Here is a 15,455-nt window from a genome sequence, read left to right as displayed (position 1 = left end):
CGAAGGAGACCATTGATGAACTGGACGAAGGAAACAATGAACATGGGAAGGCACCATCGCGGGGCGCGGGGCGCCCTCTCATTGGCGGGGGGCTTCTTCCTGCTGGCGCTGGCCGGGACTGGCTGCGGGCGTGAGGTGCAGGACGTGCCGGAAGGCACGCCGGCAGAAGTGGCCCGGCCCCCGGCCGAAGAAAACGAAGTGCGGGGTTCGGCGTTCCTTCCGTTGGGGCGCAGCCAGACGCCCCAGGACGTGAACTACCGGGTGAAGGATGGCTGGGCGGTCGCCTTCGGCGATGTCTTGTTGGGCCCCGTGGAGCAGGTCGAAGCGGAGAGCCAGCGCCTGCGTGAAGCACGGCCCGGAGCGCGGTCCGGGGTGAGTGCTTCCAGCGTGGGCTACCACGACGATGACAACCTCTGGCCTGGCGGGGAGGTGACCTACACCTTTGCCTATGACTTCCCCGAGTCTCGTAAAGCGGACGTGTGGTGGGCGATGGCTCAGTGGGAGAGGTACACCGTCATCCGCTTCAAGTGGCAGGCGGAGTGCGACTTCCTCGGTGATTGTGTCGTCATCAAGCAGCCGAGCGACTCCGGCAAGTGCCAGTCCGTCGTCGGGAGGCTCTCCGGCCGGATTATCGTTTCCAACCCGCAGCCGCTGTACCTGGGAACGGAATGCGATCGTGGGCGTGCCCTCCACGAGCTGGGTCATGCCATGGGGCTGTACCACGAGCAGAGCCGCCAGGACCGTGACCAGTTCATCCAGGTGCACCCGGCGAACTTCGCTGACTGTCTGGATGAATTCGACAAGGTGCAGGAGGAGGTCAACGGTCCCTATGACTATGGCTCCATCATGCACTACAAGCGCCTCAGCGAGAGCTGCTCCAAGGAGGACCCGACCACCCACAACCGGCTGCCGCTCTTCACCGTCACGCAGACCGTTCCCGCCGGTGTGGTGATTGGCCAGCGAATCGAGCTGAGCGACGGCGACATCGGTGGATTGACCTCCATGTACGGCAGCTATGTGAGCCGGAAGTATGGATTCCTGGGTGTCGCCACTCTGGGGTATCCGGTCGGTCCCGAGGGGGCCGCGAAGAACCATGGGCGCTACCGCCACTATGCGCTCGGCTTCATCTATTTCCATCCGGATGCGGGCGCGCACATCGTCCGGGGAGAGATCGCCACCCGGTATGCGCAACTGGGTTATGAGAACGGTGCGCTGGGCTATCCCGTGGACGATACGGAGACCCTTCCGAGTGGCCTGATGCGCAATCATTTCCAAGGGGGGACGATCACCTGGCACCCGAAAGCCGGCTACCACGTGAAGTACGGTTCGGACATCCAGCTCAAGGGGGATTTCATGGGCCTGGGCTACGACCAGATGATGTACATCAATCCGGACGGTGCTGGCATCAAGGTGAAGGTGGTCAACTACGGGGCCCTCGCCATGCCGGGGGTGTCTGGTTATACGGAGGAGTGGGGGCAGCACCCGTTGCTGAGCGGGTGGATCGACGAGGACGACGACCAGCTCGTGGGTGACTTCATGGGCCTGGGCTACGACCAGGTGTTGTTCATCAATCGCAGCGGTGAAAGCGGCCGTCTGATGGTGTTGGATTTCAAGTCCACCCAGGTCCCGGGGCTGATGCGAGGCTATGAGGCGTATTCGGAGAGCACCCTGCTGGGTGGGTGGCTGGATGACGAGGACCTGCGGTTCGTGGGTGACTTCGCGAACCGGGGGCATGACCAGGTGATGTTCATCAACCGCGAAGGCCAGTTGGGAAAGCTGATGCTGATGGACTTCAAGACGCCGTCAGCGCCGGGCCGGTTCGGCTCCATTGCCTACCGCGAGGAGTGGGGCCAGTCCCAGCTGCTGAGTGGGTGGATGGATGCCAATGACCTGCAGCTCGCCGGTGACTTCATGGGCCTGGGGTACGACCAGCTCCTGTTCATCAACCGCAGCGGCGAGAGCGGCAAGGTGGCGGTGGTGGACTACTCGACCGGCGTGCTGGGCGGCGTCGCTCGTGCTTCCGAGACGTGGACCAGCGCCTCGTGGCTGTCGGGCGACTGGCTGGACGAGGACGACCTGCGGCTCGTGGGTGACTTCAGGGGCCTGGGCCACGATCAGGTGATGTTCATCAACCGCGGTGGGGCTGGCGGCAAGCTGATGGTGCTCGACTACTCCCTCAACGTGACACCCACCCAGCTTGGCACCGCCGTCTATCAGGAGCCCTGGAGCACACCGGGGAACCTGACGTACTGGTTGGATCAGGACGACCTCCAGCTCGCGGGTGATTTCGGAAACAAGGGCCACAGCCAGCTGCTGACCATCAACCGGACGCCTGCGGAGGGCAAGGTCATGCTGCTCGACCATGGCACCGGTGTCGTGCCCGGGAACGTCCTCTATTTCGAGCTGTGGGGTTACTTCCCCCTTCTCGACGGCTTCCTGGACTGATTCACGGCGAGACCTGCAGCAGGTTCCAGCGCGCGGAACCTGCTGCAGGCTCCAGCGCGTGGGGGCCCCGGCCAGGCCGGTAGGCGGACGCCCGGCCGCCTGCTGAAGGCCGGTCGCCCCTCCCTGCCCCCTTGCCCATGTTCCCCAGAGGTTTGTCTGGAGGGCAGGACAATGATGGGAAGGCTGCAAAATCGAACCTGGAGCTGTTTTCTGGTGGCGGCAACCTGTGCCCTCACGGCGGGGCAGGCCTGGGCCTTCGATGAAGCCGCGGCGGACCGGGCCCTCCAGTTCGCCCGGGAGCAGCTGGCCCGGACGTCCACGAGCGCGGACATCCCGCTGGACCAGTACCCCAAGAACACAGTCGACAACCGCACGTGGAAGCTCGTCCCCGCGGACAACCGCGTCGATTGGATCCAGGGCTTCTATCCGGGCCTGCTCTGGTTCATGTACGAGTCGGCGGAAGACCCGGTCTGGCGGGAGCGGGCGGAGGCGAGGACGCGCCCCCTCGAGGTCCAGAAGACCAATACCCAGACGCATGACCTGGGATTCAAGTTCGTCCCCAGCTTTGGCAATGCGTACCGCCTGACGGGGGACGCATCCTATCGCGACGTGCTGCTGACGGCGGCCGGCTCGCTGGCGCAGCGCTTCCATGCGCCCTCGGGGGTCATCAACTGCTGTGATTGGAACCGGGAGTGGAAGGTTCCGCTCGTCACCGACACGATGATGAACCTGGAGCTGCTCTTCTGGGCGGCCGAGAACGGTGGCGACCCCGCCTGGAAGGACATGGCGCTGAGCCATGCGCTGGTGACCCTGCGCGACATGGTCCGCCCGGACGGCGGCACCTTTCACGTCGTGGACTACGACGACGCGGGCCACATCCGCTCGAGGGAGACCTTCCAGGGGCACTCCGACCCTTCGACATGGTCCCGCGGACACGCCTGGGCCATCTACGGCTTCACCCTGGCCTACCGGTACACGAAGGACCCGCGCATGCTGGAGGCGGCCCGCAAGGTGACGGACTACTACCTGGACCGGCTGCCTCCGGACTCCATTCCGTACTGGGACATGGACGCGCCCGCGGACCAGCAGGTGAAGGACTCGTCGGCGGCGGCCGCCGTGGCTTCGGCGCTCCTGGAGCTGCACACCTACGTCACGGACGCGGCCGTGAAGGAGCGGTACCACTCGGCGGCCCTGGCGATGCTCGACAGCCTCAGCTCACCGGCGTACCTGGCCGTCGGCACCCAGAGCCCGGGCATCCTCCTGCATGGTGTGGCGTTCTACCGGACGCCCATCAAGCCCAGGGGCGAGGCCATCGACGAGAGCCTCATCTACGGCGACTACTACTTCGTCGAGGCGTTGCTGCGCTTCAAGCAGTCCCTCGCAGTGCCCTCGCCCGTGCCGCCGGCGGCCCCGATGCCTCCTCCCCAGCCGGAGGCGCGTGGGGATGATGATGGGCAGGGGGGCTGCGCCTCGGCGGCGCCCGGCTCGACAATGAGCGCGGTCGGGCTGCTGCTCTGGCTGCTGGTCACGCGCCGCAAGGGCATGTCGGCGCGCTGAGGCCTACCGGACGACGGGCCTGGCCAATCCTCCAGGAGACGTGTCCTCAGCTTCGATTCCCGCGAGACGGTGCACGAACAGGTAGACCCGCTTCGCGAACGACAAAGAAAAAGCCCAGCAACCGGGTGGGCTTGCTGGGCTCCTGAACCTTGAATTTCAGCCTGGCGTCCCGGTGTCGACGCCGTCCGGAGGACTACCGGACGATGTTCACCGCGGTGTCATCGATGAAGAAGCTCGTCTTCAGCGACGCGTCCTCCGTGCCGTTGAAGTAGACGCGGATGGTCTGCCCCTTGTACGCGGCCAGGTCGAACGTCCGCTGCACGTAGGCCGTGCCCTTGTCCAGGTTGCTGTAGGTGGCCAGCGTCGCCAGCACCGTGCCCGCGCTGTTGCGAATCTGGATGGCCAGCTTGTCGTAGGCCGTCGTGGTCGTCGTCTCCGACGTGGTGATGAGCGCCCAGAAGCTGAGCGTGGCGCTGCACGCCGTGGAGGGGATGGTGATGTCCTGGTAGGCGAACTCGGTGCGCGTGGTGCCGTAGCCGTTCAGCCAGGCCTTGTACGTGCCCGTGCGCGGCGCATTGCCCGACGTCGTACCGTCGATGACGCCCGAAGAGGTGGTCCAGCCCGTGTTGCCACTCTCGAAGCCCGCGTTGGCCAGGAGCTGCTCGGAGATGGAGCAGGTGCCCGTGCCGTTGTTCACCGTCACCGACACCGTGGCCGACGTGCCCACGTTGTTCGCCGCGTCATACGCCTTCGTCGTCAGCGCGTAGGTGCCGTTGGCCACCGTCGTCGTGTTCCACGAGATGCTGTACGGCGCAGCCGTCGCCGTGCCCAGCAGCGAGGTGCCCGCGTAGAACTCCACGCGCGACACGCCCACGTTGTCGGAGGCGCTGGCGCTCACGCTCGCGGTGCCGCTCAGCGTGGCGCCGCCCGCGGGCGAGGTGATGGACGTCGTGGGCGCGGTGGTGTCACTGCCACCACCGGTGATGAAGAGCGTGTACAGCAGCCTGTTGGGCGAGCCGGTCCCCGGGCTGGTGACCTTGTTCGGCGTGGAGTTGTTCACCAGCGCGTCACGCACCTGCGCGGGCGTCGCGGTGGGGTTGGCGCTCAGGTAGAGCGCCGCGGCGCCGGCCACGTGCGGCGAGGACATGGACGTGCCACTCATCGAGGTGCTCGCCGAGTTGCCGGAGTTCGAGGCCGAGGTGATGCTCGAGCCCGGCGCGAAGATGTCCACGCACGTCCCGTAGTTGGAGAACGACGAGCGGGCATCGCTGCTGGTGGTGGAGCCCACGGTGATGGCGTTGGGCGTACGGGCCGGCGAGTAGTTGCAGGCGTTGTCGCTGTCGTTGCCGGCGGAGACCACCGTCGTGACACCCGCGGCAATCAACCGCTCCGTCGCGTCATCGATGGCCGGAATGCCGACATCGCCCAGGCTCATGTTGGCGACCGCGGGCTTGACGTGGTTGGCCGCCACCCAGTCGATGCCGCCGATGACCTGCGCGTCGTTTCCATAGCCCGTGCAGTCGAGCACCCGCACCCCGTGGAGGGTGACCTTCTTCGCCACGCCCCACGTCGTTCCGCCCACCGTGCCCGACACGTGCGTGCCATGGCCATGGCAGTCCGTGGGGTCGCTGTCGTTGTCGATGAAGTCGTAGCCGTTGCCGGTGCGACCGGTGAACTCGGTGTGGGTCAGCCGGATACCGGTGTCGATGACGTACGCATGCACGCCGGTGCCGTCGACGTTGTAGGTGTAGGAGCTGTTGCGCGGCAGATCACGCTGGTCGATGCGGTCGATGCCCCAGGTCGCGCTGGTCTGCGTCGCCGACACGTGGAGCAGGCCGTTCTCCTGCACATACGCCACGCGAGGATCGGACAGGAGGCGCTGCGCCTCGGCCTCACTCATGTTCGCCAGGAAGCCGTGGATGGTGTGCTCATAGGTCCGCAGCACCTTGCCCCCGGCCAGGGACACCAGCTCCTGGGAGATGCTCGCCGCCCCCTGCTGCCGGACCTCCTGCGAGGAGTCGCGCAGGACGACGATGTACTCGTTGGGGACGGCCCGGGCACGGCGGATCATCTGCGCCGATTGACCGAGTTGCTCGCTGTCGGATTCCTGTGCCTCGGGCATCGGGCCGCATGCCGCGGCCAGCAGGAAGATGGCACTCACAGCCTGGGTCAGTTTCAGTTTCATTCGGCCTCTCGGGGAACGTGCGGGCACCGACTCGGAAGCCCTCGCACAGGCCGTTGAATTAGCTTTTCTTGATAAACCGGTCAACGCAGCTTTCGTGGACAGGGCCGTGCACGCCGCCGGGCTGTTCCCACTTCAACGCACCCGGCGCGGCCAGCGAGTGCCTCAGGCCTTCACGCCGACGCCCGCGGGGTCGCCCGAGAGGTCGTGGTAGCAGATGACGTTGCTGGCGTAGAAGTGGCACACCACCGACTTGCGCGTGTGCGAGCGCACGCGGCGCGGCGAGCCGCCGTGGAGCAGGTTGTGGTGCCAGATGAGCACGTCGCCCTTCTTCGGGGTGAAGTAGGCGGGCTTGAGCCCCAGTTCCTCCACCTTCCGCTGGATGAACGGCTCGTACCTGTTGGTGTACGGATTGCGGCCCTGCTCCTTGAACTCGGAGGGCCCGATGCCGACCTCCTTCGAGAGGAAGTAGGGCAGCCGGTGGCTTCCCGGGTAGTACACGAGGGGGCCCGAGTCAGGATGGATGTCCTCGAAGGCAACCCACGCCGCGCTCAGGAAGCCCAGCGGGTAGGTCGTCATGTGGATTGCGTCCGAGTGCGGCAGTTGCTCCGAGCCCCGGAACGCGGGGATGGTCTGGAAGGGAATCGCCTCGCGCCCCACCAGCAGGGAAACCCGCTGCTTCAGGCGCTCGTGGAAGAGCAGCTCCTTCATCTCCGGCACGTAGTTGTGGATGTTGAGCACGCGCCCCCATTCGGAGCGGTCTTCACCCGGCTTCTCCGGCTCCAAGGGAACACGTCCCGCCTGGATGTCACGCAGGAATGCGTCCCAGAGCCGGTCGAGGAACGCATCGTCGAAGAGCTTCTCCACGATGATGTAGCCATCACGCGTGAACTTGCGGCACTGCTCGGCCTCGTCGGCGGTGATGAGGCCGGCGCGCAGCCTGGCGTCGATGCGCAGCTCGGCATCCGGTGCGTCGAGCCACATCCCCGGCCCGTCCTCCGGGAAGTTTTCCCGCCGGTACGCCGTGAGCCGCCGAAGCTGGATGCCCCGGGCAGCGAGGATGTCGGTGACGGGAGTGGAGTCGTCCTCCACGGAGGGGAACGGGGAGACGGTGGCTCCGAGCAGGTTCCGGATGCGCTCCTTGACTGCGGGGGGAATCCGCTCCCGGACCGACTGGGGGACCAGGCCCTTCACGAGTGGCAGGGCTTCTCCAAGGCTCCGGGGGACGGATTCCTTCACGCGCTGGGGAATCCGGTCGACGACGAAGCGGGGAACGACGCTCTTCAGCAAATGAAAGGCTGAGGGGAGAGGTTGTCTGGAGTTCATGGTTTCAGTGGCACGCCTTCCGGCACGGCGTGCTGGGTATGGGTATGGGAAATCATGCAAATCACTGCCAGAGAACGAAATGAAAGTCCATGCACCCGAGCGGCATCATGGACAGTCACGGCAGCGCCGGTCGCACTCTTCCAGGCCTCGAGCACCCTCTTGAAGTCCTCGCGTGTGGGCTCCGTGGAACAGGGAGTGCACTCAGCCCATGGAGCCGTAGACGGACGCGTCGAGCGCGTCGTCGTAGGAGAGCCGGTGCCGGGTGGGTGCGACGACGTCCAGGGCCTGCACGGAGCGGACGTGCCGCCAGGCGAGCGTGCCGGCGATGGTGTCGCCATGAAACATCCCCTCCGGCGTGAGCTCCAGCCGCTCGCCCACCTGCGCGAGCAGGCCCGCGTCGAGCAGGGCCGTCAGCTCGCGGCCGAAGTCGTCGAAAATCTCCGTCTTGCACCAGGACCGGTAGGCCGCGGTGTCGATGCCGAGCAGCGCCACCTTCCGGGTGAGGTAGAGCAGGCGCTTGTCCCAGCCGCCCAATAGCAGCATGCGCTCGGCGGTGCGTCCCCGGGCCCGAGCCGCGAGGTAGTCACCCGCGCCCTCGGGGTTGGCCGTCTTGAGCCACCCGAACTGCGCGTCGAAGATGTTGAGTGCGGCGGGGCCGAAGCCGAACACGTCGTACGTCTCGGGGGAGAAGCCGTAGGGCTCGTACCGGAAGGAGCGCGGCGTCCCTTGCAACTTCGCGCGCTCGAAGTTGGTGAGCGTGGTCTGGATGAAGCCCTGCTCCAGCAGCCGCTCGCGGACCGCCAGCCAGTTGGCGCACGCCTCGGTGTTGGAGGGCAGCGCCGACAGGAGCGCGGGCTGCCTGCTCCACTCGGTGCCCAGCCCCTCGAAGAGCACCAGGTGGTAGACGCAGACCTGGTCCAGTCCCAGGTCGATGGCCCGGTCCACGTCGGCCAGCATCTGCGCGCGGCTCTGGCCGGGCAGGTTGAAGAGCAGGTCGCCGGAGCAGGAGAAGCCCTGGTCCCTCGCGGCGCGCACCGCCTTCTCCACCGCCACGGGCCCACCGATGGCGGTACGGCCCATCCTCGCGAGCTGCACGTCATCGAAGGTCTGGATGCCCATGCTGATGCGGTAGTACTTGTCGGGCAGCTCCTCGCGCAGCACCTCCAGCAGCGAGGGCTTCCTGGCGCTGAAGTAGATGGGCACGCCCTCCAGGGTGACTTCCGCGTCCTCGGCCAGGGGCAGCGCGGCACGAGCGGCCCGGCACAGCGCGCGGAAGGACTCCGGTGGGGTGAGGTTGGCGGTGCCACCCCCGAAGTAGAGCGCTTCGACGGGCTTGTTCGTGAGCCGCCCCCACCGTGTTCCCTGCATCAGCTCGCGTGCGACCTCCGCGGCAACCTGCTCCGCGGAGGTGTTCCGATACGCCTCCTGCGGGAAGGTGCAGAACCCACACCCCTTGACGGCCGGATTGCAGAACGGGTGCGGCAGCACCCCGACCACGCAAGGCCTTCCCTCTTCCAGTCCGAGCCAGTTTTCGAGGTGCGCGAGCATGTCCTCGTCGATGTCCTTCCGCAGCTGGGGCGCCATCGGATAGCCCTGGAGCAGGCGGTGCCGCTGGGGCAGCGCGCGGCGGCGAGCGACCTCGGCCGCCGTGCGGTGGCGCCACAGCGTCACCAGCCAGGACGCGAAGCGCGCGGAGAAGATGGGACCGATGAGCCTCCAGCCACGGCCGAAGACACAGACCGCGCCCGCACCCCGGCGCCACTGGATGACGGACCGTTGTAGCTGGAGGCCAGCGGGCACTCCGGGCTCGAGCGGGACTTCGTAGCGGACGGGGCGGTCCGACTGGACCGGGTCGAGCCACCATCCCGCGAACGGCTTTCCAACCTCTCCCCCCACCTGGGTGTACACGAGGCCGTCGAACAGGGATGCGAGGACCTGGCCGGGCTGGACGTCATCGAGCGTGATGAGCAGGCTGCCTCCGGCTTCGACCCAGTCCGAGATGGCCCGAGCCTCCTCGCGCTCGAGGTCCAGTCGGGGGCCTCCGAGCAGGAGCAGCTCGAGGCCCTCCAGTGACTCGGGGGTGAGCCGGCCGTCGAGCAGACGCATCGGCAGGCGTTCCTGCTCCAGCAGCGTGAAGAAGTTCTCGCAGCCACGGTTGCCAGGGAACAGCACCTCATTGTGTCCGCCCGCAATGCCAACGCCCGGAGTCATGTGGTCACCCCCGGGCGCGCATGTTACCCGTCTGGAGGCCGCCGCGCCGGCTCGAGCCGGGCTCGCCCGTCAGTACGGCCAGAAGCGCGTCACGAAGGGCGTCTCCGCGGACTGGCCTGACTCCTTGCGCATACCGGCCACGCCCAGTACGCCATCCGCGCCGAGGGCAGCGCACACCGGCCGTTCCTCACCGGGCAGGTCGGTGCGGTGCTGGCGCAGCACCGTCTTTCCGTCCGCCGACACGTGGATGACGCCGACTCCGGACACGCCCGCGGCGTCCTTGCTCCAGGTGGTGATGGCGAATTCCCCACCGGGAAGGATGGCGGTCCCCACCAGCGCGTCCTTCGCCAGGTTCGTCACCGCCGAGTAGCTGCGGATGCCCGTCGTCGTCGCGAAGGTCGTGTCCGGTGCCCCGGTCGAAGTGACGCGGAGCAGGGTCGCCGCGGATTCGGTGCCGCCCGAGTCGAACACGCCCCTGCTCCCCACCAGCAGGTTGCCGTCCGGCAGCAGGTGCAGGGTCCGGGGCGTCATCTTCGGGTACGCGAAGCCCGTCGAGTATGAGAAGCCCGTGTCCTTCGTGCCATCGATGTTGAAGCGCACGAGCGCCAGGAGGTTCGTGCTGCCCGTCGACGTCCCCGCCACCACCACCTCGTCATCCGCCTGCGTGACGACGCCCAGGCCGTCCTCGTCGTCGCCCAGGTCCAGCCAGGCCAGCCCGTCAGCGCTGAAGGTGGTGTCCTGGGCGCCCGTGGCCGTGAGGCGCATCACCAGCAGGTCCAGGTCGTTGTTCTGCACCGTGCCCGCGCCGACGACGCGGCCCTGCGAGTCCACCGTGACAGCGTGCAGGGTGGCCACGCCCGCGGAGATCTGGAAGGCGCGCACGCCCGTGCCGCCGAACGTGGTGTCCAGGGCGCCGGTGGCCGTGTAGCGGACGAAGAGCGCGCCCTGGTACTTCGTGCCCGAGCAGCTGCCCGCGCCGTAGATGGCGCCGCCCGCCACGAGAATCCTCCCGTCCGACAGGACGGTGACGGCGTCGACGTAGTCATCTCCACCGCAGACGTCGGTGGCGACGGCGCCCTTCGTGCCGAAGTCGGGGTCCGGCGTCCCGTCCGCGAGCAGCCGGGCCACCAGCACGTCCCGGAGCCCGGTAGAGCCGGTGGAGCCCACCAGCACCCACTTGCCGTCCGGCTGCGCGGCCATGGCGTTGATGCGCACCGCCGGGTAGCCCAGGTCCGGCACCGCGACGCCACCGGTGCCGAAGGACGAGTCCAGCGCGGCCCGGCCGTGCTGGATGTCCAGCGTCAGCGGGAGCTCGGCCTGCTCGCTACCGCCGACAGCCACCAGCTTCACGGAGAAGCGTCCATACGCGGCGAACTCGTCCACGGTGAAGGTGAGCGTCTTCGTGGCTTCCGTCCCAGGCACGAGCACGGAGGCGACGCTCACGTGCGGCGGCAGGTCCGTCACGGAGAGCGTCACGTCCGCGGCGAATGGGGCCTGGCGGAGGACCTGGACGGGGAGCGCCACCGAGGCGTCCGGGGAGAACTGGAGCGTCAGCTCGGACCAGGCCTGGAGCGTGACGGCGGCCGGCGTCACGCCCGCGTCCGTCTCCACGGAGCCAGCGTCCGGCTCGGTGACGCCCGAGTCCACAGGCGTCGAGCCGGCATCCCGCGAGGGCGTCGGCGTGGGGTTGGACGGCGAATCCTCCGAGCCACAGCCCACGGAGCCCACGGCCATCAGGGTGAGCGCCAGCGCCGCCAGGAGGCGGACTCCTGTCGGACGGGACATGGGGAACGGGGGAGGCGGACTGCGAAACGCGCGGGATGAAGAAGCCGGTCTGTGCATGGCCGCGTTTCCTAAACGAGGACGGCCCCGCAGAAAAGTCTCCGTGCTCCCCGGGTTCTGTCTCCAAGCCAGGGACGCCCCCGCCGAGCCCAGGTCCCGGGCCGCACAGGTGAGCCCGATGGTGCAGGCGGGCTCGCCCGCGCGCGCCTCTCGAGCTTTTCGGTCGTCGCCGCGAAATGGGCCGGCGGCCGCATCGTAGTCAGCGCGGAACGAGCGCGTGCTCGGACTCCGAGCACCTCCGGAAGCCGGACGCGCGGAGCCTTCCCCCCCAGCTCCCCCGGAGAACCGATGAAGTGCCTCGCCCCCCTGTGGGTCTTCGCCCTGCTCGTCCCGACGCTCGGCCTCGCAACGACCGCTCCCGCGAAGCCGGAGCCGACGACGGCGGCCGAGCTGCGCCAGTCCCTGACCGAGCTGCTCACGGAGCACCACATCCCGGGCGCGAGCTACGCGGTGTTCGACCGCCAGGGCACCGTGCTCAGCGGGGTCATCGGGCTGGCCGACAACGACACGCGGGTCCCCGTCACCGACGGCACGCTCTTCCGCATCGGCTCCATCACGAAGACGGTGACGGCGATCGCCATCATGCAGCTCATCGAGCAGGGCCACTTCGGGCTGCAGACCCCAGTCTCGGACCTGCTGCCGGAAGCGCCCATCCGGAACCCGTTCGACGCCACCGACCCGGTCCGTGTGATTCACCTGCTCACCCACACCGCGGGTTTCGACGACACGCACGCCAAGGCCTTCTTCAGCCCCGTCGAGCGGCGGGGGCGCCACCTCGAGAGCAGCCTCCAGCACCCCGAGCCGCTCGCGGTGCGCTGGCGGCCCGGCATGCACGAGAGCTACAGCAACCCCGGATACGTACTGCTCGGCGCCATCCTGGAGGCCCACTACCAGAAGCCCTGGGACGAGGTCGTCTCGGAGCGGGTCCTCGGGCCGCTGGGCATCACGCGGGTCGCCGCCCTCTCCTCGCAAGCCGCCCAAGGCGACCACGCCGAGGGCCACAGCGGCGTCGACATGCACCGCACCCCGGTGTTCTTCGAGCAGACCCAGGCCGACGGTGCGCTGTGGTGCACGGCGACGGACCTGGCCAGGCTCGGCCGCTTCGTGCTCACTGACGGCGCCTCCGCCCCCGGGGTGCTGCGGCCCGAGAGTGTCCGTGCCATGAAGCAGCCCCAGTCGACGGTGGGCACCCGGGGTGGCCTCGCCTACGGCGCGGGGCTGGGACTGCACCACCGCATCGTCAGCGGCGCGCTCTGGCAGGGCCACTCCGGTGGCGTGCTGGGCGCGAGGGCGAGCATGCACTTCCACGTCGAGCAGGGCATGGGCTACGTGCTGCTGCTCAACAGCGAGAACGCGATGCGCCAGCTCGAAGAGCCGCTCGCCGCCTTCATCTCCCACCAGACGCAGTGGAAGCCGCCGGCGCCGGCCCACCACCCCATCGCAGGCGACGTCGACGGCTGGTACCGCCTCGTCAACCCGCGCATTTCACTGCTGAGCCTCCCCACCTACCTGCTCGATGCGAGCCACGTGAAGGCGCAGGCCGACACGCTGACCATCGAGCCCTTCCTGCCGGGGTTCGGCTATCAGGCAATGCTGAAGCACCACGGCGACGGACGGCTCGCCGACGTCGACTACGGCGACGTGGTCAACGGAATCGTGGTCCGGGATGGGGGCGGCGCGGCCGTGGGACTCGAGATGGGGGGCGACTACCTGCAGCGCACCTCGATGGCGGCTGCGCTCCTTCCGCTCGCGAGCGTGCTGCTGTCGTTCGTCCTCCTGCTGAGTACGCCCTTCGGGCGACGCAAGTCGCTGCGCAACCGCTGGGTGCGCCGCCTGCCGTCGCTCGCGCTGCTGTCGCTGGTGCTCGGCATCGTCTGTGCGGCGAACCTGGAGCTGACGCTGCTCGGGCACATGAACTGGCAGACGGTGGGTGTCTGGGCTGCATCCGTGCTCTTCCCTGCCCTCGGCGTGGCCGGCCTCGTCCTCAGCGTGCGCACCTGGCGGGAGGAGCCCGCGGCCGTGGCCAGGTGGCGCTGCCTCCTCGGGTCCGCGGCCGTCGTGTGCCTGAGCACCTGGCTTGCGACGTTCCAGTTGCTCTCGTTCGCGCTGTGGCGGTGGTAGCGCGGCGCGACCACCGCACGGGGGTGCCCGTTCGCCGCATGCCCGGCTTCACCGGCTGAACACTCCCCCGCGCGGTGCTCGCGCGGGCACTGTGCCTCCTGCAACCCCATTGCCCGAAGGCACCCCATGCAGCGCAAGTCGCTCGCGTCGTCGTTCCTGTTCCTCTGTCTGACGTTGGCCGCCGCTGGAGAAGGCGCCGAGTCTCGCCAGGGCTCGCGCTCGCCCCAGGCCCGCGTGGACAATCGCCTGAACCTACCCACCGACCGCCATCAGCAAGTGGACGCCCTCTTCGCACCATGGAGCGGCAAGACCACGCCGGGCTGCGCCGTGGGGATTTCTCGCGATGGCGCGCAGGACTACGCGCGCGGCTACGGCATGTCGAACCTGGAGTACGACGTAAAGATCACGCCGCAGTCGATCTTCCACATCGCCTCCATCTCCAAGCAGTTCACCGCATTCTCAATCGGGCTGCTGGTGCAAGAAGGCAAGCTGTCGCTGGACGACGATATCCGCAAATACCTGCCGGAGATGCCCGACCATGGCAAGACAATCACCATGTGAGGCAGGGAACACGGGCGGGGCATTCAGGGCCTGCGCCGGGTGCCCAGCGCGCGGGCCACCAGCGTGAGCGGCTGGCGCAGCAGCGGGTGCGCCGCAAGTCGCTCGCGCGCGCGCCACGTGGCCGAGTTGAGGATCAACGACAGGTGGGCACGCACATGCGCCAGCGTGTCCTCGCTCGCCGCGAGTCGGGCCCCGGTGTCCTGGAGCCGCGCCGCCAGGTGGGCCCGCTCCGTCCCGAGCGTCTGGCATTGCACGAGCAAGGCATCGCGCTCCCGTGCAAGCGCATCCCGCTCTCCCGCGAGCGCGTCCCGCTCCCGTGCCAGCGCGGCCCGCTCCTGTGTCAGCCCCTCCCGCTCCCGTGTCCTCGCATCGCGCTCGGCCGTGGTGCGCTCGACGTCGGCGCGGAGCGTGGCGAGCCCGGACTCCATCGCCGCCTCGTAGTGCGCGCGCTCGCGGAGGACCGACTGGAGGAAGCGGCCCCGCAGCTCGAGCCGGCCCTCTTCCGTCGCGAGCTGGCGCGTCCAGGTCTCCATCTCGCGGATGCGCTCGGCCATCGTCCAGGCGCGACGGTGCGGCGTGGGAAAGACGAGCACCGTGGGCTCGAACAGCGTCACCGGCTCCACCGCCGGGTGGGCGAGGAACTGCTGGTACATGTGCAGGTCGCTCCACATTTCCGGCGGTGCGGGGCGCCAGCCGTGCGGGAGCTTGCGGTACAGGTCCAGGCGGTGCGCGGACGTGGTGAGCGGCATGAAGTTCCACTTGCCTCGCAGCCGCTCGCGGAAGAAGGGGTGGCCCACGTCTCCGTGGAAGCTCCCCACCGTGCCGTCCAGGTCCACGCGCATGGCGATGACGTTGGCGAAGTTGTGGCGCTGGAGCGTGCGGTGCATGCGCTCGACATGCTCGGGCAGCCACAGGTCGTCATCGCTCAGGTAGCAGACAATCTCTCCGCGCGCCTCCTGCAGCGCCACGTGGCGGGACGCCTCGCCGTTGCGCTCTCCCTTGGGGAAGTCGAAGAAGCGGATGCGCGGGTCGCGCTCCATCAGCTCGGCGATGACCTCGCGGGCGGAGGGAGGCACGCCGTCTCCGACGATGAAGATTTCGAGGTCCCGCACGGTCTGTCGCAGCGCGCTCTCCACCGAGAAGCGCAGCAGCGGACCGTGGTCGAAGGTCGGGACGAGGACGGTGGCGATGGGACTCACGGAGTGCGGTT

9 protein-coding genes are annotated in these 15,455 nt (G+C 68.2%); 4 read left to right on the top strand and 5 right to left on the bottom strand.

Annotated features, from left to right (window positions below; translation table 11 throughout):
• Window positions 1-15 precede the first annotated feature (15 nt).
• On the top strand, window positions 16-2,445 hold the full coding sequence (locus tag G4D86_RS38365; RefSeq protein ID WP_163999260.1) for a M12 family metallopeptidase: 2,430 nt from the start codon (window positions 16-18) through the stop codon (window positions 2,443-2,445).
• 213 nt (window positions 2,446-2,658) lie between these two features.
• Window positions 2,659-4,002: a glycoside hydrolase family 88 protein gene (locus tag G4D86_RS38360; RefSeq protein ID WP_240360703.1), complete on the top strand. Its 1,344-nt coding sequence runs from the start codon at window positions 2,659-2,661 to the stop codon at window positions 4,000-4,002.
• Window positions 4,003-4,195: 193 nt separating this feature from the next.
• Here the strand turns inward: G4D86_RS38360 and G4D86_RS38355 are convergent, their stop codons facing one another.
• The 4 genes from G4D86_RS38355 to G4D86_RS38340 form a co-directional block, all read right to left on the bottom strand.
• On the bottom strand, window positions 4,196-6,187 hold the full coding sequence (locus G4D86_RS38355) for a S8 family serine peptidase (protein WP_163999258.1): 1,992 nt from the start codon (window positions 6,185-6,187) through the stop codon (window positions 4,196-4,198).
• 162 nt (window positions 6,188-6,349) lie between these two features.
• On the bottom strand, window positions 6,350-7,378 hold the full coding sequence (locus G4D86_RS38350; protein ID WP_163999257.1) for a phytanoyl-CoA dioxygenase family protein: 1,029 nt from the start codon (window positions 7,376-7,378) through the stop codon (window positions 6,350-6,352).
• Between the two features lie 333 nt (window positions 7,379-7,711).
• Window positions 7,712-9,721, bottom strand: a complete 2,010-nt coding sequence (locus tag G4D86_RS38345) for a radical SAM protein (RefSeq protein ID WP_163999256.1) — start codon at window positions 9,719-9,721, stop codon at window positions 7,712-7,714.
• 69 nt (window positions 9,722-9,790) lie between these two features.
• A complete protein-coding gene (locus G4D86_RS38340; RefSeq protein WP_163999255.1) occupies window positions 9,791-11,506 on the bottom strand; it encodes a hypothetical protein in 1,716 nt (571 codons plus the stop codon).
• Window positions 11,507-11,851: 345 nt separating this feature from the next.
• Here G4D86_RS38340 and G4D86_RS38335 point away from each other — a divergent pair, with 345 nt between their 5' ends.
• Together G4D86_RS38335 and G4D86_RS38330 are read left to right on the top strand one after the other, a co-directional pair.
• Window positions 11,852-13,684: a serine hydrolase domain-containing protein gene (locus tag G4D86_RS38335; protein ID WP_163999254.1), complete on the top strand. Its 1,833-nt coding sequence runs from the start codon at window positions 11,852-11,854 to the stop codon at window positions 13,682-13,684.
• A 126-nt stretch (window positions 13,685-13,810) separates the two neighbouring features.
• Complete coding sequence (locus tag G4D86_RS38330) at window positions 13,811-14,245, top strand: serine hydrolase domain-containing protein (RefSeq protein ID WP_240360702.1); 435 nt, start codon at window positions 13,811-13,813, stop codon at window positions 14,243-14,245.
• A gap of 23 nt (window positions 14,246-14,268) precedes the next feature.
• Here G4D86_RS38330 and G4D86_RS38325 read toward each other — a convergent pair whose 3' ends face one another.
• Entirely contained in the window at window positions 14,269-15,444 is a 1,176-nt protein-coding gene (locus tag G4D86_RS38325; RefSeq protein WP_163999253.1) for a glycosyltransferase family 2 protein, read from the bottom strand.
• Window positions 15,445-15,455 lie beyond the last annotated feature (11 nt).

The organism is Pyxidicoccus caerfyrddinensis (genome assembly GCF_010894405.1).
Lineage (GTDB): Bacteria > Myxococcota > Myxococcia > Myxococcales > Myxococcaceae > Myxococcus > Myxococcus caerfyrddinensis.
This window is presented reverse-complemented; position numbering and strand designations above follow the sequence as displayed.

Bases quoted from the DNA above. Each gene is read 5' to 3' on its own strand.
- G4D86_RS38365 (WP_163999260.1), top strand. From the start codon at position 16: ATGAACTGGACGAAGGAAACAATGAACATGGGAAGGCACCATCGCGGG.
- G4D86_RS38355 (WP_163999258.1), bottom strand. From the start codon at position 6,187: ATGAAACTGAAACTGACCCAGGCTGTGAGTGCCATCTTCCTGCTGGCC.
- G4D86_RS38345 (WP_163999256.1), bottom strand. From the start codon at position 9,721: ATGACTCCGGGCGTTGGCATTGCGGGCGGACACAATGAGGTGCTGTTC.
- G4D86_RS38340 (WP_163999255.1), bottom strand. From the start codon at position 11,506: ATGTCCCGTCCGACAGGAGTCCGCCTCCTGGCGGCGCTGGCGCTCACC.
- G4D86_RS38335 (WP_163999254.1), top strand. From the start codon at position 11,852: ATGAAGTGCCTCGCCCCCCTGTGGGTCTTCGCCCTGCTCGTCCCGACG.
- G4D86_RS38330 (WP_240360702.1), top strand. From the start codon at position 13,811: ATGCAGCGCAAGTCGCTCGCGTCGTCGTTCCTGTTCCTCTGTCTGACG.